This is a genomic window from Desulfosporosinus acidiphilus SJ4 (assembly GCF_000255115.2).
Lineage (GTDB): Bacteria > Bacillota > Desulfitobacteriia > Desulfitobacteriales > Desulfitobacteriaceae > Desulfosporosinus > Desulfosporosinus acidiphilus.
This window is the reverse complement of the sequence record NC_018068.1, coordinates 2,059,546-2,080,611: the sequence shown is the minus strand read 5'-3', so window position 1 is coordinate 2,080,611 and position 21,066 is coordinate 2,059,546. Positions and strand designations below refer to the sequence as shown.

At 38.6% G+C, this 21,066-nt stretch carries 27 protein-coding genes; 1 reads left to right on the top strand and 26 read right to left on the bottom strand.

The genetic code is table 11. From position 1 onward, the window contains the following. Positions 1 to 672: 672 nt before the first annotated feature. From DESACI_RS24975 to DESACI_RS25765, 12 genes are all read right to left on the bottom strand, one after another. Positions 673 to 909: a hypothetical protein gene (locus tag DESACI_RS24975; RefSeq protein ID WP_207643921.1), complete on the bottom strand. Its 237-nt coding sequence runs from the start codon at positions 907 to 909 to the stop codon at positions 673 to 675. 427 nt (positions 910 to 1,336) lie between these two features. Further along, positions 1,337 to 1,645: a hypothetical protein gene (locus DESACI_RS09595; RefSeq protein ID WP_014826992.1), complete on the bottom strand. Its 309-nt coding sequence runs from the start codon at positions 1,643 to 1,645 to the stop codon at positions 1,337 to 1,339. 18 nt (positions 1,646 to 1,663) lie between these two features. Beyond that, a complete protein-coding gene (locus DESACI_RS09590) occupies positions 1,664 to 1,852 on the bottom strand; it encodes a hypothetical protein (protein WP_014826991.1) in 189 nt (62 codons plus the stop codon). Positions 1,853 to 1,889: 37 nt separating this feature from the next. Continuing rightward, on the bottom strand, positions 1,890 to 2,102 hold the full coding sequence (locus DESACI_RS09585) for a hypothetical protein (protein WP_014826990.1): 213 nt from the start codon (positions 2,100 to 2,102) through the stop codon (positions 1,890 to 1,892). A gap of 998 nt (positions 2,103 to 3,100) precedes the next feature. Beyond that, on the bottom strand, positions 3,101 to 3,331 hold the full coding sequence (locus tag DESACI_RS09580; protein WP_041276031.1) for a hypothetical protein: 231 nt from the start codon (positions 3,329 to 3,331) through the stop codon (positions 3,101 to 3,103). A gap of 20 nt (positions 3,332 to 3,351) precedes the next feature. Continuing rightward, on the bottom strand, positions 3,352 to 5,841 hold the full coding sequence (locus tag DESACI_RS09575; protein WP_014826988.1) for a hypothetical protein: 2,490 nt from the start codon (positions 5,839 to 5,841) through the stop codon (positions 3,352 to 3,354). After that, on the bottom strand, positions 5,838 to 6,698 hold the full coding sequence (locus tag DESACI_RS09570; protein WP_041276030.1) for a hypothetical protein: 861 nt from the start codon (positions 6,696 to 6,698) through the stop codon (positions 5,838 to 5,840). The genes DESACI_RS09575 and DESACI_RS09570 overlap by 4 nt, the downstream gene beginning before the upstream one ends. Further along, positions 6,691 to 6,837 carry a hypothetical protein gene (locus DESACI_RS24970; RefSeq protein ID WP_014826986.1) on the bottom strand — a complete coding sequence of 49 codons (147 nt, stop codon included), beginning with the start codon at positions 6,835 to 6,837 and terminating at the stop codon, positions 6,691 to 6,693. Before DESACI_RS24970 ends, DESACI_RS09570 begins: the two co-directional genes overlap by 8 nt. A 110-nt stretch (positions 6,838 to 6,947) precedes the next feature. Then, positions 6,948 to 7,151 carry a helix-turn-helix domain-containing protein gene (locus tag DESACI_RS09565; protein WP_014826985.1) on the bottom strand — a complete coding sequence of 68 codons (204 nt, stop codon included), beginning with the start codon at positions 7,149 to 7,151 and terminating at the stop codon, positions 6,948 to 6,950. Positions 7,152 to 7,545: 394 nt separating this feature from the next. Next, on the bottom strand, positions 7,546 to 7,734 hold the full coding sequence (locus tag DESACI_RS09560; protein WP_014826984.1) for a hypothetical protein: 189 nt from the start codon (positions 7,732 to 7,734) through the stop codon (positions 7,546 to 7,548). 143 nt (positions 7,735 to 7,877) lie between these two features. Beyond that, positions 7,878 to 8,054: a helix-turn-helix transcriptional regulator gene (locus DESACI_RS23595; RefSeq protein ID WP_014826983.1), complete on the bottom strand. Its 177-nt coding sequence runs from the start codon at positions 8,052 to 8,054 to the stop codon at positions 7,878 to 7,880. A 255-nt stretch (positions 8,055 to 8,309) separates the two neighbouring features. Then, complete coding sequence (locus DESACI_RS25765) at positions 8,310 to 8,390, bottom strand: putative holin-like toxin (RefSeq protein WP_427846749.1); 81 nt, start codon at positions 8,388 to 8,390, stop codon at positions 8,310 to 8,312. Positions 8,391 to 8,667: 277 nt separating this feature from the next. Between DESACI_RS25765 and DESACI_RS09555 the strand changes: the two genes are divergently transcribed. After that, positions 8,668 to 9,240: a helix-turn-helix domain-containing protein gene (locus DESACI_RS09555; RefSeq protein ID WP_014826982.1), complete on the top strand. Its 573-nt coding sequence runs from the start codon at positions 8,668 to 8,670 to the stop codon at positions 9,238 to 9,240. A 184-nt stretch (positions 9,241 to 9,424) separates the two neighbouring features. Here the strand turns inward: DESACI_RS09555 and DESACI_RS09550 are convergent, their stop codons facing one another. The 14 genes from DESACI_RS09550 to DESACI_RS09490 all read right to left on the bottom strand — a co-directional run bounded on the left by DESACI_RS09550 (position 9,425) and on the right by DESACI_RS09490 (position 20,989). Beyond that, positions 9,425 to 9,817, bottom strand: coding sequence for a DUF3795 domain-containing protein (locus DESACI_RS09550; protein ID WP_014826981.1), 393 nt, complete (start codon positions 9,815 to 9,817; stop codon positions 9,425 to 9,427). A gap of 85 nt (positions 9,818 to 9,902) precedes the next feature. Then, positions 9,903 to 10,415, bottom strand: a complete 513-nt coding sequence (locus DESACI_RS09545) for a GNAT family N-acetyltransferase (RefSeq protein ID WP_014826980.1) — start codon at positions 10,413 to 10,415, stop codon at positions 9,903 to 9,905. Between the two features lie 498 nt (positions 10,416 to 10,913). Next, positions 10,914 to 11,297: a hypothetical protein gene (locus tag DESACI_RS09540; RefSeq protein ID WP_014826979.1), complete on the bottom strand. Its 384-nt coding sequence runs from the start codon at positions 11,295 to 11,297 to the stop codon at positions 10,914 to 10,916. A 488-nt stretch (positions 11,298 to 11,785) separates the two neighbouring features. Beyond that, positions 11,786 to 11,923, bottom strand: coding sequence for a hypothetical protein (locus DESACI_RS24520; protein ID WP_158310168.1), 138 nt, complete (start codon positions 11,921 to 11,923; stop codon positions 11,786 to 11,788). A 251-nt stretch (positions 11,924 to 12,174) separates the two neighbouring features. Next, on the bottom strand, positions 12,175 to 13,083 hold the full coding sequence (locus tag DESACI_RS09535) for a class I SAM-dependent methyltransferase (protein WP_014826977.1): 909 nt from the start codon (positions 13,081 to 13,083) through the stop codon (positions 12,175 to 12,177). A 369-nt stretch (positions 13,084 to 13,452) separates the two neighbouring features. Further along, positions 13,453 to 13,740 (bottom strand): OsmC family protein, encoded by a 288-nt coding sequence (locus DESACI_RS09530; protein WP_014826976.1) that lies wholly within the window; start codon positions 13,738 to 13,740, stop codon positions 13,453 to 13,455. Positions 13,741 to 13,880: 140 nt separating this feature from the next. Then, positions 13,881 to 14,660 (bottom strand): inositol monophosphatase family protein, encoded by a 780-nt coding sequence (locus tag DESACI_RS09525; protein WP_041276405.1) that lies wholly within the window; start codon positions 14,658 to 14,660, stop codon positions 13,881 to 13,883. Positions 14,661 to 14,857: 197 nt separating this feature from the next. Further along, positions 14,858 to 15,190 (bottom strand): zinc ribbon domain-containing protein, encoded by a 333-nt coding sequence (locus DESACI_RS09520; RefSeq protein ID WP_014826974.1) that lies wholly within the window; start codon positions 15,188 to 15,190, stop codon positions 14,858 to 14,860. Positions 15,191 to 15,547: 357 nt separating this feature from the next. Continuing rightward, entirely contained in the window at positions 15,548 to 16,114 is a 567-nt protein-coding gene (locus DESACI_RS09515; protein WP_207643920.1) for a hypothetical protein, read from the bottom strand. Between the two features lie 96 nt (positions 16,115 to 16,210). Continuing rightward, a complete protein-coding gene (locus tag DESACI_RS09510) occupies positions 16,211 to 17,266 on the bottom strand; it encodes a hypothetical protein (RefSeq protein ID WP_014826972.1) in 1,056 nt (351 codons plus the stop codon). Between the two features lie 138 nt (positions 17,267 to 17,404). Further along, positions 17,405 to 17,668: a hypothetical protein gene (locus DESACI_RS09505; protein WP_014826971.1), complete on the bottom strand. Its 264-nt coding sequence runs from the start codon at positions 17,666 to 17,668 to the stop codon at positions 17,405 to 17,407. Between the two features lie 112 nt (positions 17,669 to 17,780). Then, a complete protein-coding gene (locus tag DESACI_RS09500; protein ID WP_014826970.1) occupies positions 17,781 to 18,305 on the bottom strand; it encodes a hypothetical protein in 525 nt (174 codons plus the stop codon). Positions 18,306 to 18,421: 116 nt separating this feature from the next. Continuing rightward, complete coding sequence (locus tag DESACI_RS09495; protein WP_014826969.1) at positions 18,422 to 18,892, bottom strand: hypothetical protein; 471 nt, start codon at positions 18,890 to 18,892, stop codon at positions 18,422 to 18,424. A gap of 705 nt (positions 18,893 to 19,597) precedes the next feature. Beyond that, on the bottom strand, positions 19,598 to 20,989 hold the full coding sequence (locus DESACI_RS09490; protein ID WP_014826968.1) for a hypothetical protein: 1,392 nt from the start codon (positions 20,987 to 20,989) through the stop codon (positions 19,598 to 19,600). Positions 20,990 to 21,066 lie beyond the last annotated feature (77 nt).

Genomic DNA, 21,066 nt, shown 5'->3' with positions numbered 1-21,066 from the left:
AAGCAAATATTTTGAATTTGTTTATATACCATATACAAGGAAGATAGACAGCCCTGAAACCGTTGTGCGAGTAGGACTGTAGAATCCGCTTTAACTAATTACGTGAAAAATGCTTATATACCCATATACAGCAATTTAACTAATTTCTGAAACCATTGCCACATAAGGGATTGAAGGGTGTGATTTTTATGATTTACACTAATTTTGATAATTTTGATTAAAACGCGATTAAATTTTATTTCTTCCCTTATAGGACATTAAGAAATAAAGTACAAATACTAATATTGCTATGTTCTTGATTTTGATGAATCCTGAAAGGGTTGGTGTATAAGGGTCTTCTAAAACTTCACTGCTTTCTTAACATTTGATATTTCTTTCCCTAAGTGACCATTGAGAAACAAAGTACAATGTAATCTGGAAGCATTGATAATACTATGTTATTTCTTTACCATTATTAATACGTTTTGTTTTATATATCGTCAAACCCTTTCTATAATTGAATTTCAGGGCGTTTCTATTTCGTGACATTTTTATTTCTTTGTCTCCTTTTTCTTTCCACCCAGTTACTTTTCTCAATTTCTTTTGCACAAGTTGGACAATATTTTAATTTGTTATTATATTCATATATACAAAATTACATCTATTCTTTAAAAGTATTGATATATGTGACTTTTAAGCGTTTTCTATTTGCGAGAATTTATTACTATAATATCTTTCTTTTTGGATTTTCCTATCATTTTCTAATTTAATTTCCTTAGCACAAGTAGGACAATATTTTGATTTATTGTTTGAGATAATACTATCCATATTAAGCACACTAGGGATAATTAGTGAAAGTATTGCTATAAGCAAGTTTGCGGGATTTTCTAAACGTATAAAATTTTTATTTTTGTTATTCTTTTTATACATAGTTTATTTATGACAAGTTATGTGCTAAAATAGCAAACAATTACAGGTAATTAGTTCCCCACTAGATTTTTCAGTTATTTAAAAACTCTATAATCCTTATGTATGTAAGCGTTCAGAGATTTGGACAGGAACTGGCAGACGCGCTAGATTCAGGTTCTAGTGCTCGCAAGGGCATGGAGGTTCAAGTCCTCTCGACCGCACCATTTTTATGTCCAAAAACTTTTGGGTTAAAACCCTGAAAGCATTGATACAAGCCACTCTACAAGCGGATTAGCGGGTTTCAATTATAACGGGGGTTGAGCAAAATACCTAATAAAAACCCGTAAATATCGCTAAGTATTCGGTAGCATTCAGTCAAGAGTCAGTCAGGTTCAGTCAAGAATCAGATTAAAAACTCACCTTTTAAATAGGTGAGTTTTTTGGTGCTCTATATCTTTTCGTCCTTCCCCCAAACCCTATGTTCCTCAGCCACCCACTCATTCCCATCATAAGATTCAATGCGAACCGGAATCTCATCTGGGACTTCTACAATTTCTAATTTGTTTTTCGGACCGAACTGTGACTGACCGTTTGCCCTTTCCCCAAGTTGCTCGACCACACGAATCAGGTCGGGATCGGATCGGAAGACAATACTGTTTAAGTCTTTAGGTCTTTCCTTCCCGTAGGCGGTCCAGGCTTCCTCGGAAAGGCTGAAATTAGCATAGGAACGATCTATTACTATTTTTATGCGAACCACTCCTCTTTGAGAGCTGACTCAAGGCTTAGGGCGATATACAGTTATCGTCATTTTTTCAGTGCGCCCATCTCCCACTGGTTTAATTCCGTCTGTTGTAGCTATTAGAACATATTTTCCGCTTTTTGTTTCGCCGAAGGATTTTGTTAAATCTATTCGTATTGTTAAAAAACTTCCCTGAATTTCTGCATCAATGTTTTTCGCCTGCAATATCAGCCCTCATTTCTCAATAGCTATCCGATTAATCCTATGCCGGCTTCGGTCGATAGACTGTAAGAACCATCTTCTCCTCGCGATCACGACCAATCTGAAGAGTACCTTTGGACGAGGCGAGCAAAAAATTTTTTTCGCTCCTGGTCATACCGATTGATCGTGCAAGATTAATCCTGATTTCGAGTATATCTCCCATAATTTCAACTTCCATATTTCGGTCTGATATAACTCTGTTTTTTTGTGTCATCGTACAGCTCCCCTTGATATTTAATCAAACATTATCCTTGAAATTGAGCGAAAATGATATGTCATTTTCCCCCAGTGAGGATAGGTTGTTATAGAGTGTTTTTAGTAAAAATTAATAGCTTATCCATATCGTATAAACATTCAATATTTAATAGCTTATATATAGGTAATTAAATATTAAACGAAATAAAATATGAGTCTAGATTGTAGACATTTTCAGGAGCCTCTCACCTATTTCGAAGTGCTATACTTCGCGCACTTTAAAACGCCTGAAACCGTTGTGGCAGTGAATGTTTAGTCGTTGAAAATAGTTTTGATTCGCGTTATGTCCATACAAATCAAAACTACTTTCATTCGTGCAATGATAGGCTAGGTATAAATACACATTTATTAATCATTTCAAATGATGATTCAAAGCGTCAATCAGTCATGAAAAAACAGCGTTTTTAACCTCATTAGTAAATCCGTGAAAGCCTTGCGAGAGTATGGCTGAGATTGTTCATGACATTTAATGAATTAATTAATGAATAAAGCTATAAAGTATAGGACTTTCGCAAAGTATAAGGCTTTCTAGGTCAACGGATAAATTTAATCATTGTGTGACCTCCTCTGTTTACTCTTAATCGCAAAAACAGCAGCACCGAACACCAGTGCTATGCCAATAGCCCCCAAAATTATTATTTTTATGTTCACTTTTGCCGGTATTGGGGTGTGTCCATTCCCAGGGATTCTAAAACGAATTAAATCCCCACCACCGCTAACTCCAGTTAAAGTAGTTCGTGTCGGAACATGTACAGATAAAGGTTTCACAGATGAAAAATTATACGGTATTAAACCAGTTATATCTTCCTCATTTCGACAATCTAATGGGATTTCTGATAATGGGCGCATTACAAAAACATTACCAGATAAGCTGCCATAGGTAGAGACACCACAATTTGCATTTTTTGGAGGTTGCGAAGTCCATATAATTCCATTTGTTGTTGGGTGATCTTTATTTTATAGGGTTGTTTCGGGATTTTCTCCTAGTTTAAATTTGCAGGCACTCGTCAAATCAACTCCATAAAGTTTGTAACCCAATGTGTAAGAGTGACCAGGAGTGACCACTTGATAAGCAGCATCAACTCCGCCAACAAGATTATGCTGACTATCATCAAATGCTTGGGCTGTTGAAACGCCCGAAAACAAAATTAAAACAGAACAAACAAGAAGCATTATTGATTTTTTCATTTCGCAAATCAACCCTTTCTTTATCTCATCCACGGCTCCCTCGCTGCGGGAATATAGTAAATATCCGTACCTGTTCTCTGTAACTCCTGTGATGGGGTGCTATCACTATGAGTATAAGTTCTATACTGTGAGAACCCCCCCACAGGTGTATTAATATGGTGTACATAGGTAACGGTTTGCGTCCATGTCGCTGTTAATGTTGAGTCCCAATCGTACCCTGGCAGTCCAATCGGTGGCCTCCACGTAGGCCATTCTACAGGAAAACTGGCAATACTGTCGTTCACCGATGCCCCATTTTCTTGACTTCCAGCCCTCGTACTCTTTGAAAAGGTCGCTGTTTTTGTTGAAGCAATCGTCAGTGGCTCCCCAATTTGCGCTGTGCCGGTCGGCTTTGGCGTATTTACTGGATATGTTATGAACCCGCTTAAAACTGATGAATAATATTGCCATCCGGCTGGTGGCGCTGGGACCGGGATTACAAGATCAGCCAACATTGTGTCGCCATAATTGAATTTCAACGGGTTACCAGTTACCAAGTTTGGGTATCCCCCGGCGTCTATGCCCGAATTGTTTGTGTCACCATTGTGATAAGACGATATTGTGAGATTGCCCGGGCTGGCAACACCAACTACAGGAACATTAATCGTTATCGTCGGTGATGGATAATCTTTTTGTTCCATTACTCCGGTACTATGATCTTTGACATAGAGCGTCTCAGTTAAGGTCAGCGTGTAATTAGCGCTAGACGTCGGCAAGGTAATACTAGTCGAATCGAAAGCCGCTGCACTCCCTGAACCGGTTATCAGGTCTGTGGTATTGCAGTCGAAATTTACCTGTTTATCTGCTGAACTACCATCCGGGAAACCGGTGATATGAATAACACCATAACCATCGCTGGTATCACCACTCAAATCTAACCCCGGTGCGAACATTGTAATATTTTCTGTATCTCCAGGTAAACCCGTGATCGTCTTGTTTGGCGGCGCATATACGACCCCACTTGGACCAGCGACGCACATTTCAAGAGAAACGGGGCTCAGGAGATAAATCAAAATCCCAGGCGAACCATTTGCATCGTTGGACCAGGTATAGGACGTTGATTTTGCTGGACTCATTACAGGACCGATATCAGCGTCGTAAACCATGTCGATGTAATCGCCTATGACGCCATAATTATTTTGATTAATGGGTACGTAGGAATGGGGGTTTGTAGATATTGCGCTATTCGGTTGTGGCGAATAATATACCTCCCCTGAGGACGGATCAACGAAAGCCTCACCTATATAGTCGCCTACTGAACTGGTCACGAAGCTCGGATCCATTACATCATGAGCATTTGTTCCACCCGATTCAACCCAGAATGACCCCGATGGAGTAATGGCGTTTTCAAGCTGACGGTTCATATCTTTCCATGCTACATGATCATTCCCGTTCTCGTCTCTCGCTATCGCCATGTTTGAACATACGTGCGTTACCCCGTTCGGAGTTATCCATTTTTGAATAAGATTGCCGGATGAACTCCAACGATAAGCATTTCCACCGTAATCCGTATTAAACACATCTCCGGACACCTTATCCACGGGCGTTGGGGAAAAAACTGGAGTTAAAATAGTGCCTTTACCAACGATTGTGCTTGTGTCGTTTGATGGATCAAAGGAAACGAGCCTTGGTGCAGAATATGAGTCGATACCGAACCATATGGTATTTGATATTGGGTTCCATGATGGCGATGAGGTAATTGCTTCGGAAGAATCGCCTGAGCCAAGAACTGAGTCAGAGGTGAGGAAATTATGAGTATTGCCAGAGAGGTCGGTGGAAACAAATCCGCCATTATCACATCCGACGGCAATATAGCCGTTGGGGGTGATAATTGGTGAAGCTTCGCACATGTCGAAGTCAGAGTTGCCGTTTATAAAACTATATAGCGTTGCCCCCGGATTTCCGATGGGCCACCAATAAAGCTTATTGCCAGCTCCGACGGCCACAAAATTCCCGTCGTTTGAAATGGTTACACCCGACGGGGCGTTCGCAAAGTTTGTTCCTCCTGAATAGCCACAAGGAAATGCAGCGATTAAGTCGGCTGCTGTTAAAGTAATCACATTGCCTTCGGCGAGATCACCGGATTTAATCGTATACTTCCATACATGTCCCCATCCTCCATCATCCCAGGTATACTGGTACATCGTGTATCCGATGGGATCTGTTATGGCAGTCGTTGATGAGAATTGGTTAAAGGTAAATACGCCAGTTTTAGGAACGTCTCCCGTTACCGGGTTAGGCGCATACGATTCGTCGATCGAGGGAATATGAACGACCACGGGTTTCCCAGCATAGGACACGACCTTTCCTGATCCCTGCGCGAGAACCCATGGATCGGTACTGGAACTGGATATGCTGGTTGCCGTCCGTTGTGGGTCGAAATCCCAAGTTGTAATCCCACATTGAGCCGATGCTATGGCGGGAAAGACCAGGATTAGGAGGGCCGTAAGGATAGAAATTAACTTTCTCATTTCCTTTTGGTCCTCCATTCACGGATATAGATAGAAAGAACAAAACCAATCGAAACCACAAGTGCTAACGCTAACAGACCATACACTATATATCGCTTCCTATTTAGGGAATCCGTTTGGGCTTTATCATCCGCAGCTTGTTTTGCATTGTCGATTTTGGTGATAGTTGCATAGGTTAATGATGAAGGGTCGCTCACTGGGTCAGAGTGTTGCTTTGCAACTTCTGGTGACACTGGCGTTTGAGTTTTTGAAACGACGGGTGCAGGAGGACCAGAGACAACAGGGGGTTCGGGAGTAGCAACTGGGGTTGATACTGTTTTAGGTGCTGGAGCTGGAGTTGAGACTGGCGATGAAGTTGTAGTTGCTTTAGGTGCTGAACCACTCAGCGGAGCCTTTCCCGCATTATAAAAATCAGCAGGAGTGTAGCCCGAAGCATCGATGATAGATTGAATTTGCGGTGTGTAAGAACATGGGGCTGGGCCTGTGTAGTTTGTTGGTTGTTTATCGGTCGGGTGAAGTGCGAACCAATAAAACCTACTATTCAGCGGCATTTGATAATGATGGTTCTGTGCCCAAAGAACAATATCCATGTTGTTCGGCTTATCCCAGTCTGGATACTGAGCCGAGAGATCGGGGATACCGCCACCGGTCGAACCACCAAAAAGTGGGTCGCTAAAATGCCAGTTAATCGTTGAATTTCCCCCGCCAGTAGCAATTGTCCACCCCGTGAGTACCGGAGGCCAAATCTCCCCACTGACACCGGTAGCCCCGTAATACGCGAAGGCTGGGGCAACGGCTGTGAAAATAAGGGTAATCAATATATAAGAAGTTAACAGGATTTTTTTAATCTTAGTCATCGTCATCATTCTCCCTCTCATCAATTATCTTAATCAAAACGGCATCTCCAAGCTTTAAGTAGGCAATTTTTCCGCTCTTACATAAATCTTCAAGCGTCATAAACCCCGGCATAGATATCTCACCACCTTTCTTCTTCATAGGCTTTGTGAATACCTCCTCAAAATCGCGTGTCTCTTTTGATTGATTATGAATTGAAACGCAGGATTTAGAGATATTATTTGATATTATTCCTCGTGGAAATTTCCATTTTACTCCACTACCTGTGAATTTTTTTCGATCCATTCTTTCAAAGCGTCGCGTGGAATCAGAAACTTAGACGTTGGACGGATGGCAGGAATAGCCTTCGCCTTGGCCAACGTTCGGACCATTTCAGGGTTAAGTCGAAGAATTTTCCCCGCTTGTATAGGGCTGAGCATAATCGGTAGATCTTCCCATTTTGTTTCGTTTTTCATTTGTTTTGTTACATCCTTTCTTTAGTAAAATATTATACCTCAACAATATCAAATTTTAATTGATATTTCAATTAGTATTTTCACATATTATCAATTTTAATAGTTCTTCTTTAATATAAATTTTGATAATGATTCAAATGATATTGAAGGTCATTGGATATCCGCTACATTTCACGGAGACATGCATAATGCCCCCTTCCTGCCGTTTTCAGGAGGGGGCAAGGGGTATTCATTATTTCATTAATTTCAGAGGCTTAGAAGGGCCTTTTTGACGATGCTTGATAATTTATGAAATTTTATTTTACAGAAGGAGACCATAGTGGTAGGGTACAAGGGTCTAAATTAAAAGAAAATCCATAGCTATATACTACGGATTTTCAAGAATTTAAGACTGCTATGAAATTCTGGAATCTTCGTCTAAAATTTTAATTGCATGACTTACCCCTTCTTTAAAACCGTCCTCGCGCATGGACCACAATAATTCACCTACGAGATACTCATACCGTTTAAACCGTTCTGCTTCAGGACCTATTTTTATTTGGCGGCCTAATAGGATCATTTCTTGACTTTCTAAAGTGGTCATCTATCCTCGCCTCTTTCTTTTTCCAACACTTGTAATAAAGAGGCCCATTCTGCTATACTTATAGAGAAGTTCAGCCTTTACAAGGTTGGTTTCATGTGGGAAGTTGCACTGTCTTTTTGCGGAGATGGGGTGCGGCTTCCTTTTCATTTTTGGTTGTGAGTCTGCTGATTAAGCCACTCTTGAACTTTACCTCTGTTGAACCTAACAAGTTTCCCAGTCTTTAAATAGGGCAAACCCTGATTGCGCCATCTATCGAGTGTGGCTCGGCTGATATTAAGCCACTCACAAACCTCTTCCTTCGTGAGTAATCTATCTTCCATGATTCACCTCCTGTAATTATTATATTACTCATATCTACTCATGTCAACTCATACTAAAGACTGTCACAGGGTAATTTAAATACGATAAAGTGTCTCACCTCCCGTACTTGCTCAATTTTTTAAAGAGATATATAATTAACTCATAGAAATTTGCATAAAATAAAACCAGGATGCGGGAACATCCTGGCCGTACAACTCAGCCGCAAAGGGGCGGCAATTAGGGATGGCAAAAGTAGCCACTTGTTCAGCGGTGGGCTACTTTTGTTTTGTCTTAAGTATCAAAACGACTAACGTCGCGAATGCAATCATTAGTGAAATTGTTTGATACACACTCATAAGCCTCACCCCCTCTCGGGAGTTATTGGCCGCCCACCCTGCCCTTATTGAGTTGTACAAGCTGATTATATCATGAGTTACTATAAAGCCATTAGATATTATTTGTATTTATTTTTGACTCGGATTAATAATATATGATAGAATATCAGAAATTGATCATCACTTTATCAAGTATTGTTTATCAAACAACAACTTCATTTGCTAATCGTTGCTGAATTACATAATTTTACTCTCTCGTTCCATAATTAAACTGACTCTGAAAGGCTGAAAAACAATTATGAAAATCGGTAGCGAAATTAAAAAAATTCGAATTGAAAAAGGCATAACACAAGTGGAATTATCGCAGAAAGCAGATGTCGCTCAAGGCCGGGTGTCAATGATTGAAAATGATAAATATCCTGATACAAGCCCGGAATCGCTCCGCCCTATACTGGATGTCCTGGGGGTCACTTATGCAGAGGTTTGCGGCAGAGCTCAAACGGCTGAAGATCAGAATACTGTCCTTTACGATATCATGGAAAAATTGAACCAGATTAGCCGAACAGTCGCACCAGGGAACGGAGTTGTTGTTGAATCCAAACCAAAGGTCATTGACGAGTTTGGAAACACATCACTACTGCCCGTGGAATTCTCTCCAATTTTGACGGTTGTATTAAAAGAATGTGTTGGTGAGTATGGACCTGGGGATATCCTATTTTTTTCTAAAATCAAAGCCCATTCGGAAATAAAAGAAACAGACTATTTAGTCGAGGAAACAATTTCCGGGACCCCACAGGTATTTTTAGCAACCGATATTGAAAAACGTGAACAAGCCATCGGACGAGCCGTAAGAGTACTAAAACAACTATGAGCATCTATTTTTACAGCAAAGTGGGCTAGTGTGATACTAGTCCACTTTGTTTATACTCAGTACATCCATGAATTCGACATCTGTATTAAAGTCATTCACCTTCCCCATTTTTGCCTAACGGGGATATGGATTTTGTGAAGTTAACTAATGGGAGTTCAGCGAAAGTCTGTGCCAAAACACATATTCATTTATTAGCACTATCCAAGTTTTCCTTTTTTGAAAAGAAAGCTATTTCCAAGCAGCGGTATTCTTTTTCCGTGCATTTCCACTTTAAGCTCTCGGCGTACTTTTGCGTCTGTTCAAAACATTTAATCATAAGATAACAAGGATATTCTTTGCAACTTCCACAGTTGTTCACTTTCTTTTCAGAAGCACATTGCTGTATTTCATACCTACAAAAACTTGAGGTGGGACATCCGTAACACATAATTTCGTCGACCGATACAATCGTATCGCGGTAACCGAGACGATACCATAATTCTGCTACCGCTTTAATTCTTAAGATATCGCCACTCACAGTAGCAGTATATCTTGGACACGCGGTACAATTATTCCCACAAAAGGCGATCTCCTCCATAGATTCCCTCCCCTTTTCCGCCAAAACTCAACAAATTGGAATTTGTAGCTTCACATTGTTGATATAAACTGTGACAAAAACAATGCTATATTGTACGGCTATAAAGAAGATGAGGTATGTCTTTGTTTTTATAACGTCTAAGAAACTGCTTCTTCATAGACATACCAAGTCTTTCAGCCACTTTTCTTGAAGCCGTATTCTCCGGTCGAATTTGAGCCGTAATTTCATTTAGATGCAAAACATTAAAAGCATAGTCAACACAAGCAGAAGCGGCTTCAAAGGCATACCCGTTTCCCCAATATGATTTTTGATAAATATAGCCAACTCCAACATAGTTTTCATCATCCGCTTGTTCAGAAATTAACCCGGTGACTCCAATTAACATATCAGACGCTTTTTCTATTACTGCCCAGTAACTATAGCCGTCCCTATAATATCTCATAATATTTTCATCAATCCACTGCACTACTTCATCATCAGAAAAGGCATGTTCCCAAGCATACATGACATCAATGTCCTGCAAAATTGAGCAGACAGACCTATAATCATCTGTTTGTATTTTCCGCATGTACAAACGTGGTGTTCGCAAAATAACCATGTCAAAATTTCTCCTGCCAAATTTATTTGATCTGCCTTTTGCATGAATTATGAACATTCATAAATTCCTGTTTATATCCCTACTTTTCCATGCTTCGCAATATCCTCGAATGCGTTGCAGTTTCCTGCTTTTTGTTCCTTGACCTGGTTTATCGGAACTTATCATTATTAGCCCAATGGGAACTTAGAATAAATAATCTTCAAACTATGAACAGTCTGGATAAGGACGATGCAGCTTTGCGGTCAATTCATATAACGTTTAGCTCCCACAACGTCTAAACCACATACTTCTAGTCCTGAATCGCGTGTTATCTGCTACCCGTCGGAAATACCACATTTATCGAAAATATGCAAGATAAACTCCCAGTGAAGTTACTATTAAGGTTAATACTCCAACAATGAACATTGGATCTTTATATATTTCTTTTTTCTCTTGAGTTAACTTTTGATTAGTAACATCTTCGGACATTTTCTTAATCAAAAATGATCTCTTACGAACCTATTTATGAAAAGCTTTTCTGATTCCTGATGAAGTTTCATCAGCCCATAGTTTACTTTCTCCTGTAACAGTAACGAAAAAACTACCAGGACCATAGAACAAAGTAATTATATACTTCTCATTATCCTTTATTCTCATGAAAAATCCTTGTAAGTAGGTAATTTTTGAATTGCCCAAAATCTCATTATTAAATTCTTTAAAACTAACAAAAGTTGTTCTTAATTCTTCTCGTTCTAGTCCTATTTCAAAAGAATTGCTACTTCTAAAATCGCTGATATTTTCGACTTTATTTAAATAGCTTTCAAATACATGGTAAAAATTTATAATATGTTGTTTCTTTAAATAAGGACATTTTACAAAATCCAATGTGATAGAATGCTCCATACTTTCCTCCTCTCGGAAGACTATATATAAGAAATAAATAATACTTCTAGAATCAACTATTCCATGAGATTACTCTAAAGTTAGCACAGAACTATTCTCTTTCTTTATTTCAATATTTCTTATTATATATCTAAATCATTTTTGTTCTTGCCGCTTCCAATCCATTACTAACCCATCATAGACATTTCACTTTGAATTATTAGTCTAACGTGTAATTATAGATAATGGGAATGGGAGCATTCCCACCTTTATAGTAATATTATTGATTGACAGAGGTAGTTTTTTTTCTCAAATCGTCCAAATTAAAAAAACTTCATCAGGTTAATCAAATTTAGTCTTTAAAAACTATTTTTCACATGTATTTTGCTTATTTGCAGATATAAGAGTAATTCCAACTTTTAGTGAAAATTCGCCGCTTAGCTTATTACAAGAATCACATGCAGGAACAATTTGTTCTCCTGATACACTGGAATTAATAATATGCGCACCTAAAGTTGCATCGTTTGAACAGTCTTTAATGGAGCATTTTGAGGGCCAAGATTTACCCGAAGCGTTAATCCAATGCTGCTTCCATGACCCACAATTACATGACCGTTTTCCAGTTCCACCTTTGTTCTTCCATCCATCCGGCGTTACTCCCATATGATACCTCCTTCTAATAGATTAACCTGATAAAGTTAAAGTATATAAGTACATAAATTAGGTATTTTCGGTCTTTCTGAACTTTTAATTTTTAGCCTGATTGATATATGAAAATGTAAAAACGTGAGAGGTTAGATGAGTTAATATAAAATTGTAAGTACTTTAATCGTTCATATACCCATTATTAGCCTACTACGAAGTTCGGATACACTCTAATCAATAACCTGACCTTAATTTACCACGTAGCAAGGGCCAAATGTACATGTTCACTTGCTGCGTAGCCTTCATTACATTCCTTGAAATATTTCTGTTGTATCTCGTCAGGACCTAAATTATTCAGCAGTCGTAATCCCAGAAGAGCAAATTCCATACTAAGTTTTGATGGATCAAATCCTGTGATAATTGTCTCTCCAATAGTCTTTGTATTTTTCATAATATATTTAATACGATTCGAGCCTTTGTCAGGATCAAATGCTGATTTATCGTAATAATCGAATACAATCTCGCTACCGCTACTTGATAACCGCATAATAGCCTTGAGAGTCGACAATACAGACTCAATTGGCAGGTAATGGGTCACTCCCATCCAGCTAAAAAAACTCACTTGACCTGAATCATATTTAGATTCTGAAAGGGCCGAGGCTAGATTGTCTTTAGTAAAATCTACCGGAATATAGTGCAGGAAATCCGGTTTTTCAAGGTTTAGACGTCCTAATAATTGGCATTTTATTTCTTGCGTATAAGGCAAATCAAGCTCGAATACTTGGAGTCGATCTGTCAGATCAAGACGACGATAAGCAAAGGTATCAAGTCCTGCACCCAGAATTATATATTGTCTTATACCTTTCCGGATGGCTTCTTCAAGTCGCTCTTCAACAAACCGCGCTCTGGCTAGGACGGGACCAGCCATGATTCTCACAGCCAGGCGTAACGAGGTTTCGGCATTAGTACATTCTTTTGCTAGCTCCGGGGCCATTTCTGCGGCGGATTTAATTAAATGCTGTTTAAATGCTTCCCTAACTTCCTCGGGTATTAAATCATAAGCAAGTGGATCATTAAATATTTTTGCATTATCATTAACTGCGTGAAATCCTCGTAGAAATGCCATCATAAATGCTGTGCCACTAGGATTTCTACTGACCATTAATATCCCTCCCCCAAAATAAGCCTTTGGTTAGAAATCACGTTGCCATAATTAGTTAACCCAAATTTATTCTACAACATCAACTGTCCATTTTTAGCATAACTGCTATATGAATTTTGTGAAGTTTATTAAATGAGTCTTTAGCGAAGTTAAGTTACTGATTTTTATATACAAGAAGAAAGCTGCCAGGCTTTGGACCCGACATTGAACATGACGCAATATTGTAGTTATCGAGTAACAATCTGAAATTTCGGTATTTCCTCAACATTATTTCTTAACTTTGCCCATACAGGACAATATGTTTCCTCAGTAAGCTTAATCACATTCTCCACTTCTGAACTTTCAACGTTCTCAGAATTTATTACATATTCAAGAAAAATCTTTTGAAAGTGAACTTGGATTTTGATCTCGCCTTATACCCTTTGCCTTAACCTTAAGTCCAAAGTTATTCTTTCTCATCTTTCGAAGCAACGTCACAATCGTAGTTCCACTACATGATGCTAGGCTTATTAGTAGCAATTCAAGAGGTGTATAACCTTGTCCATCTCCTAATGGTGGTTTGCTGTCAATAGTAATTGCCGGATTTGATCGAGTAATCCCAGCAAATTGAACCTTTTGATTCGTTAAGTCAACCGAAACTTCCAATTGGTAATCCATATTATGATCCTTCCATTTCCCAATTAACTGAAGATATTTCTATGCAATAATTCCAGGGTGGAGGGGGGATAAGGTGGACGGAATACTGACGATTTAGGTGTCTGAATATGTTCGGAATGTGTATCCACAACAATCTCTATTTATTTAGATAAAACCTTTTGAAACTCATCAAAAACTCCCGGGCTTGAAACAATGATACTATTTCCGTTAAGACAATCCGGAACTATTATTCTTTGCCCATAGTATCCAGTTTTTGCTCCCGCTTCAATAGCAATAAGTTTGGCAGCAGCAACATCCCATGGGTGCAATTTTCCTTCATAAAACCCCTGCATTCTCCCACATGCTACCCAGCATATGTCTAACGCTGGTGAACCCAATCTCCTAATATCTCTCACCTTGGGTAAAATATTTTCTAAAAGTACAATAACATCTCGGATATTGTCTCTTTTATGGGGAAAGCCCGTGCCAATTACGCATTCTCTCAAATTATCAACATCTTTTACTTTTATGAGTTTGTTATTTAGAAAAGCTCCAAAGTTCTTATAAGCATAGAACATTTCATCAAGAAAAGGATTATATACTACCCCGACCCTTACTTCATTTTCGACTGCAAAAGCGATAGAGACAGCAACTTGATATTGATTGTTGGCATATCCTACCGTACCATCAATCGGATCAATAATCCATGTAGGATTCTGAATAGACATTTCTTTTTGAACGTTATCCTCTTCCGATACGAAATTGTGATCAGGAAATATTTTAGAGATTTCCGTTTTAATTAGATCGTTAGAGATTAAATCAGCAGTGGTTACAAGCTCATAACCATCTTTTAAAGATTCTTCATATTGATTGTTTTCTCGAAGTTCTCTGATTCTATCTCCTGCCAATCGTGCTATACGAATAGCTTCACGTCTTATCAATTCCGTAGTTATCACATCCCATCTTGATTACATTAATTCAGTCTCAATTGATCCGAATCAACTCCGATACATTGCCCTCCCAACACTCTCCGGCTAGACTTACATCCCCCTTTTGGGATCCAATAAAGAGCGTTGTGAAAAGTTAAGTCCCTCGACCAAATAAGGTACGAAGGGGTGGATAAGCTCTTATAGATAATTTATTCTCTGTTATGTTTATAAAAATATATAGAAAGTCCAAACAATGCTAGAGCGAGAGCAATAACAACTATCAACGAATAAGACGGTAACTTGATTCCGATTATGCTCTCCGTGGTCGTAGAAGAAGAGCCATTTGAAATAGTAGACTTGATATCAATCGGCAGTGCAAGAAAGAGATATATAACGCTCATTACAAGGAAAACACCAAGAAGGATTAAAACTTTCCCCCAGACGCTCTTTCTAAGTTTTGCTCCGCAATAAGGACATATACTGGCTTGCTTTGCCACTTCTTTCGAACATGTTTTGCATGTTGTCAATTGACTGGTAGCCACAGTAAGCGCCCCCTCTAGTTTGTTACTTGTTCTTATAAATCTTTTTGTCTCTTTAAAATGATTTTTCCGCAAAATGCCTAACGGATATATGAGTATTGGAAGATCGATCAGTTGTTATTGGGCAAAAAGACCATTTGCCATAGTAGTGGCACTTTAATAGTTTGGGGCCCAATATGCATGGCCCAAGGATGTACTGAAGGAATGTTATCTTGAAAGTTTCACCGCACTTACTGCACATATATAGCATACGGTACCTTCTACATTTGTGGCTTCTATCTACCACCGCAATATTCAGCCCAAAGTTACACGGTTCTTCGGAATAACTAGAGGTATCAAACTCAAACTTTTAGCCATATTTTATTTAATACTTAGATCTTTTAAGATTTTAATAAACTGGCTTTTAGTTTCAGGTTCCTTATCATTCAGGCTAAATTCTATTGTATAAATGACTTTGTCCTTTATGCTAATAATCGCATAGTAATCATAATGCGTTCCGGTGATACCAGAAGCAGCTGTACCATTGTCAGCATCCATTGTATAAAGACTGCAGTGTCCTAAAGGGATATCAATTTTTTCTTGTTTAACTAAAGAGGCGTGATTAGGTCTGATCTGCTGAAAACCAAAATTAACATCGTAGTTCTGGTAATAAATCCAGCCCCTATTTTGTTCGCTCGTATCTAAAAAGAAATACATGGCTTTATTTGATTTGTCAATTTTCCAGTTTAATGGCAGTTTTATATTTAGTGATGCAAGGCTATATCCGCTATCTGCATTCTCAAAGGAATTGACTGTAGGCGGAGTAACATTCGTATTGCTTGTATTAATCTGCGTTTGATTACCAGATACCATCGCAGTACCTTTTGAACCTATTATATCTTGTCTACTTCCACACCCTGAAAGAAGAATCACAACTAATAAAGGCAAAAATATGTGTCCTTTCAACTAACTCATTCCTCATTTTTCAATGTGTTTATTCTTATTCATTTACTGAAGGACTTTCAACATCCGTTCTTAATCTTTTTATATCAGCTCTACCATAACATCTTTACGGTTTTTTTCTTGAAACACCATGCGCCATTCCACATCATCAACCGGTTTAAAGTGCAGTGCGGAACAGATTACATGGACCTTACTTTGTTCTCTACCGCCGTAATTGATAGCAGGCGATCCATATGCAACGCCAATGAAACCTACGCAATTGCCGGTTAATACCTGCGGCTCATTGGGATTGGTGATCTTCTGCCGAGGTTGGTCGGAACGAAGACAATCAGTGACAGTGAAAGCTCCATCAGGCAGGTCCGGCGAGAGCGTATAGCTCATCACCATACAGTATGTCGGGAACTCCTGATTTTTTCTGTGAAAAAGCTCACGTGACATTTCGTGCTGCGCATATTCCTGCACGATCAGCGTATGCTGTGCGCCAGTGATCGGGTGTGTAAACTCGATGCGCTCGCCGGGCGCTGACACATGGAAGTGCGGTCCCGGTATAGCAACAGGCCCCTGCATTAGTGTTATCCTGAGCGTCGTGATCTGCGGTTTGCGTTTTTTCGCCCATGGAAAAGCGGCACGCCAGATTGACCAACCGTAGGCAGGATTAAGGCCATAATGCCGGATCACGTTCTTGGCCTCAGTGCAATTGCCCTCTGGGAAGCAGGGATTCCATGACAAACCACAGTTATGAGTGCCTGAAAGGACAGTTCCGTTCAAGACAACTTTCCGATTTATATTGATGGCTAGCGGATTTTCTGCGTCAATCTGCATACGCTGTTCATCGGTAAAATTGCTTCCGCCGTCCTCAATGGATAGATTCCATTTGTCCATAAAGAAACGAATGCGCTCGGATGGTACTTGTTTGCAAAAGTCCACAACCAAACCCTTAGTGCAGGTGTAAATCGCCGGGATATGCCAGACTTCATCGTCCCAGACAAACTGCTTATCGAGAGAAACTTCCTTGCCGGCTCTTTCACGGTCATGATGTCCCCAAAAGTTGCCATCAAAGTAAACCTTCCATTCAGGTATCTTCGATTTGATAGGAACCCACTCCTTCCGTATATTTGATGGTCTGTAATCAAACACGGCCTGCAGTTTACCATTATTAGCCTAATCGTAATATGGAATTTGCGAGGTTCGGTAATAGCGAAGGAAATTGCGATACAATCCTATTTGTGTCCGATAATGAAGGTTATGACAATAGCACCCGCGTATTGCTGATTGCTATTGTTTATCGAATTTATCTCCACGGGTAAAAAGAAGTACCTCTCCTAAGCCTCCAATTAGTATTAATATAATTCCTAATCCATTAAAGATTCTTATCGATTCTTGGAGATAGACCACGTATGTATTGGTATCTATGCTACCACCCTGTTGTTGTACGATACTACTAGCATGCTCTTGGCCTAACCAAATACTATTTAATGTCAATACAAATCCGACAATTAACACCACTAGAAAAATAATGTATGCTTGTTTTTTTCTCATCAATGAAGTTATCTCCTTTCAGTACAATAACAAAGTTATTATCCAACAATAAAGAATTACCTCTTTTTTAAGTTGCGTCCGATAAAACAGATTATGTTAAACCAGCAAGCCCTCAAAATTCACTCCTATTCAGTTTTCTTAATTCTTTTCTTGCTCTATAGCGTAAGCTCTGAGTAATTACTCTTGAGTTTTCCACTATCACTAAAGAGTCTTTTAACTTCTTTTGTTTTTCAAGGTTTAATTCATCGTACCACTTAAAGGCTAACTCAGACCAATATGGTCGTTGTTCTTCAAGTCCTGCTCTAACTATCTCAAAAGAAGGAAATAATTCATCAAAATCAATGATTATATCTAAGTCCTTAAAAAAATCAATTATTTTTTCTTTAATTACGTTTATAGGTTGCTCTAGAAGAACAATAACGCGAAAAAATGACCGAGGCTCACTTAGAAGGTGTAGACCACTTCTTCCCTCAAATACCCAACTGCCATCATCCATTAAACCCATATATAAATCCGGCTCATGACAAAGTAAGACTGGTAACCATCCAATCTTTTCTTCAGAGGGTAGTAATTTTGAATGCCTCAATGTAATGCGAGGTAGAATTGCCTCTAATACTGATCTTCGATAATCAGTCATGTTTGTCCCCCTTCAGTGACATGGCCCTTTGATATTTTATATTGATTTTACTCCTAGCTTGCGTCCTATAAAGAGCGTTATGAAAAGGGCACCCAGCCTTTGTTTGAATAACGGGTTTATTGCTTGGAATTATAGTAGATTAGATCAATCGCTTCCTTAAAGTAGTTTCGGAATCTAATAGATAAGTCGTCATCTTTGCTAAGAAGTAATGTTAGGGTTGAATCGAAACAAACGATCTCTGCTGTAGCAAGGGGATGCTGAATTGTAGGCTTTTTAACCCAAAAATTAGAATTACCGTCGGCATAGGGTTTTACCGCCAAGTTTTCAGGGTCAAAAGTAATACCTTTCCTGAATGCAGAGAAAACTCCCCAAATAAATTGAATGTCATACTTCAAAACCATATCGGTGAGTTCTTCCCCAGTAATCCATACAACGTTTTGTTTCAGTAGATCGACGGGGTACTGATTACATTCTAGGCTGGTGACTAACCAATTAAATTCGAGCTGCCTATTCCCGATAGCCTCGAATACCAGTCTCATGTTGGTATGAAACCTCATTTTCTCTGAGCGTAGCAAGATCGTATTCAAAACAAATCCTCCCCAACATCTCGAAGTCATTTAGAATCCGAACATAGCCTATAACAATTTTAACGAACTTCGAAATCATTCGGCAGTAATGCAATATTTACCTTTATTTTACTCCTTGGGTCCTATCACCAACATTACGCATATTTATGAAAAAGTAAATTCCTCATTTTGGACCATATCTGACCGTGAGTGACAATTTAAGTGTTTTTGATTTCTACCCTTTTGCAGGCTGGCAGCGTGTTTTTACCTAAATGTAAGGGTTCAATTTACTCCCGTTTTCATCGATTTACTGTAATTTTCACATTCGCATTATAGACCTCCATGTGGCCTTCGTGCCGCACCATCAAATGAATGAAAACTGGGTTCTAGTGGAAATACTTTTGCAGTGGCATAAGGTCGAAGTGTCTTGGTGCTATTAGCCCGATGTTATAGACTGATCAAGGCTTCCTGCTTGCACCACAAATTGTTGCCATGAGCACGTAGGATAGATTAATGCATCTACAGGAGGCCCGCCGTAAATTTACTCATTGGAGGTCATTCAATGAACGTTACAAACGGCTGGCCATTTATGTCAGTGATTTTGGACAGACGGTATCCAGTTTTAACCTAATGGGCATATCATAATCCTGGAAGTTTCACATGCTCCATCCTTTTGCCGGTGCCCGAAGTTGTTTTCGGGTACTGTCAGTCAATCACCAAAAAGAATTACTCCCATTGTTCAATTATTGTTGCTCCCTGTTCTATCAACGATGAATATTCAAGTGTTTCTAATATTCCTATTTTAAGTTTCTCTACTAATTCATCGCTAATAAGGATCTCTTCGTTAGCACCAATATTGAAAGCACCCTTGGCGATTTGCTGCAATGCATTATCATCTATTTTTTTAACTCCACTTTTCCCGATAACCATTAGAATATAAAGCATAAAGATGTCTTTTTTGTTACTGGATGCTGGGTTAATCTTATTGGGTTTATGCCCAGCCTTAAAATGTTCTTTAACAAATCTTTTTATGGATTTCTTGTGAAGTAAAGCGGCTTCAGTTATTCTGCTGATGTTTTTTAAAAGAATGTCTATTATTGTTTTATTAGGGGTTACAGTTTCGTCGTTTATTTCTTGAAAACCCCTCACAGCATTACAAACAAACATGTATAATAGAATATCAACTTCAGGTATTTCTGCTGGTAGCATAAATGTTATCCCATTTGGCAGTTTAACAGGGATAAAATGCGCGTCGCTGGTTAGATATTCTTGATAGGTTCTCTCTGTATCCATTAGCGACTGATTAATAATTTCTTTACGCGAGGAATCTGTGCATAGTTCTTGGTATATCAAATTGTTAGTGCAAAATTCAGGAGTGTGATTACAGACAATAACTTTATACATAACGATACCGAAAAGATTAACAATAACATTTATTCTGTTTTGCTTGTCTTGAAAGGAAAGCAGGCAGTGACTTCCAAAGTTGATTTGATTGCCCACAAAATCATAAATTTTAGAATTTTGAACAATACTTACAGGACTTTCACAATTACCGGTATTAATAAAAGATATAATATTGTCGAAATCATCATGATACCCAGATACACTATTTTTTGCACAATACCATTCAAAAGCGATTTTAGCCGCCAAACGAAATATTGCAGGATCAAAATATATTTCTAAGTTGACATTTACTGTTTTTTCAATAACAAGTGTATTTATATCTATTGGTTTAACTTTACTCTGATCTTTCGCTATTTCATTTGCTCGTTCAAGGGAACTCATAAGAAATTTCTTATCAGCAGACTTTAGGACACGTCCGTTAAATAAGTCTTTTTCAGACGAGATATAAGTTTCATAATCAACATCATCAATTTTAACAGTTGCTGCGTATCGAGCATAATTTTTCCCCTTGCTCGACTTTATATCTAATTCGTTAGTAATAAAAGAAAGAGCTTCAATAACTTTGCTCTCAAACATATCGCTGAATTTATTATTGTGATCAACTCGGCAAACATTTTTATTAGTTATTCTTGCATTAGTGAGTGCATCTGGGATAATGTCTGATTCGGATAAATCATTATCAGTGTCACAATATATACAACGCTTATCAAGCATAGACATTTCTCCTGTTTTCAACATACTCCAAATTCATGTTATTCTTTGCAGATAAAATAGCTACAAACCCAAATACC

Coding starts and splice junctions, on each gene's coding strand:
- DESACI_RS09585 (WP_014826990.1), bottom strand. CDS start 2,102: ATGACACAAAAAAACAGAGTTATATCAGACCGAAATATGGAAGTTGAA.
- DESACI_RS24975 (WP_207643921.1), bottom strand. CDS start 909: ATGTATAAAAAGAATAACAAAAATAAAAATTTTATACGTTTAGAAAAT.
- DESACI_RS09555 (WP_014826982.1), top strand. CDS start 8,668: ATGAAAATCGGTAGCGAAATTAAAAAAATTCGAATTGAAAAAGGCATA.
- DESACI_RS09550 (WP_014826981.1), bottom strand. CDS start 9,817: ATGGAGGAGATCGCCTTTTGTGGGAATAATTGTACCGCGTGTCCAAGA.
- DESACI_RS09505 (WP_014826971.1), bottom strand. CDS start 17,668: ATGAGAAAAAAACAAGCATACATTATTTTTCTAGTGGTGTTAATTGTC.
- DESACI_RS09570 (WP_041276030.1), bottom strand. CDS start 6,698: ATGACTAAGATTAAAAAAATCCTGTTAACTTCTTATATATTGATTACC.
- DESACI_RS24970 (WP_014826986.1), bottom strand. CDS start 6,837: ATGAAGAAGAAAGGTGGTGAGATATCTATGCCGGGGTTTATGACGCTT.
- DESACI_RS09535 (WP_014826977.1), bottom strand. CDS start 13,083: ATGGTCAGTAGAAATCCTAGTGGCACAGCATTTATGATGGCATTTCTA.
- DESACI_RS09530 (WP_014826976.1), bottom strand. CDS start 13,740: ATGGATTACCAATTGGAAGTTTCGGTTGACTTAACGAATCAAAAGGTT.
- DESACI_RS24520 (WP_158310168.1), bottom strand. CDS start 11,923: ATGGATGGAAGAACAAAGGTGGAACTGGAAAACGGTCATGTAATTGTG.
- DESACI_RS09560 (WP_014826984.1), bottom strand. CDS start 7,734: ATGACCACTTTAGAAAGTCAAGAAATGATCCTATTAGGCCGCCAAATA.
- DESACI_RS25765 (WP_427846749.1), bottom strand. CDS start 8,390: ATGAGTGTGTATCAAACAATTTCACTAATGATTGCATTCGCGACGTTA.
- DESACI_RS09540 (WP_014826979.1), bottom strand. CDS start 11,297: ATGGAGCATTCTATCACATTGGATTTTGTAAAATGTCCTTATTTAAAG.
- DESACI_RS09545 (WP_014826980.1), bottom strand. CDS start 10,415: ATGGTTATTTTGCGAACACCACGTTTGTACATGCGGAAAATACAAACA.
- DESACI_RS09500 (WP_014826970.1), bottom strand. CDS start 18,305: ATGACTGATTATCGAAGATCAGTATTAGAGGCAATTCTACCTCGCATT.
- DESACI_RS09575 (WP_014826988.1), bottom strand. CDS start 5,841: ATGAGAAAGTTAATTTCTATCCTTACGGCCCTCCTAATCCTGGTCTTT.
- DESACI_RS09565 (WP_014826985.1), bottom strand. CDS start 7,151: ATGAAAAACGAAACAAAATGGGAAGATCTACCGATTATGCTCAGCCCT.
- DESACI_RS23595 (WP_014826983.1), bottom strand. CDS start 8,054: ATGGAAGATAGATTACTCACGAAGGAAGAGGTTTGTGAGTGGCTTAAT.
- DESACI_RS09490 (WP_014826968.1), bottom strand. CDS start 20,989: ATGCTTGATAAGCGTTGTATATATTGTGACACTGATAATGATTTATCC.
- DESACI_RS09580 (WP_041276031.1), bottom strand. CDS start 3,331: ATGAAAAAATCAATAATGCTTCTTGTTTGTTCTGTTTTAATTTTGTTT.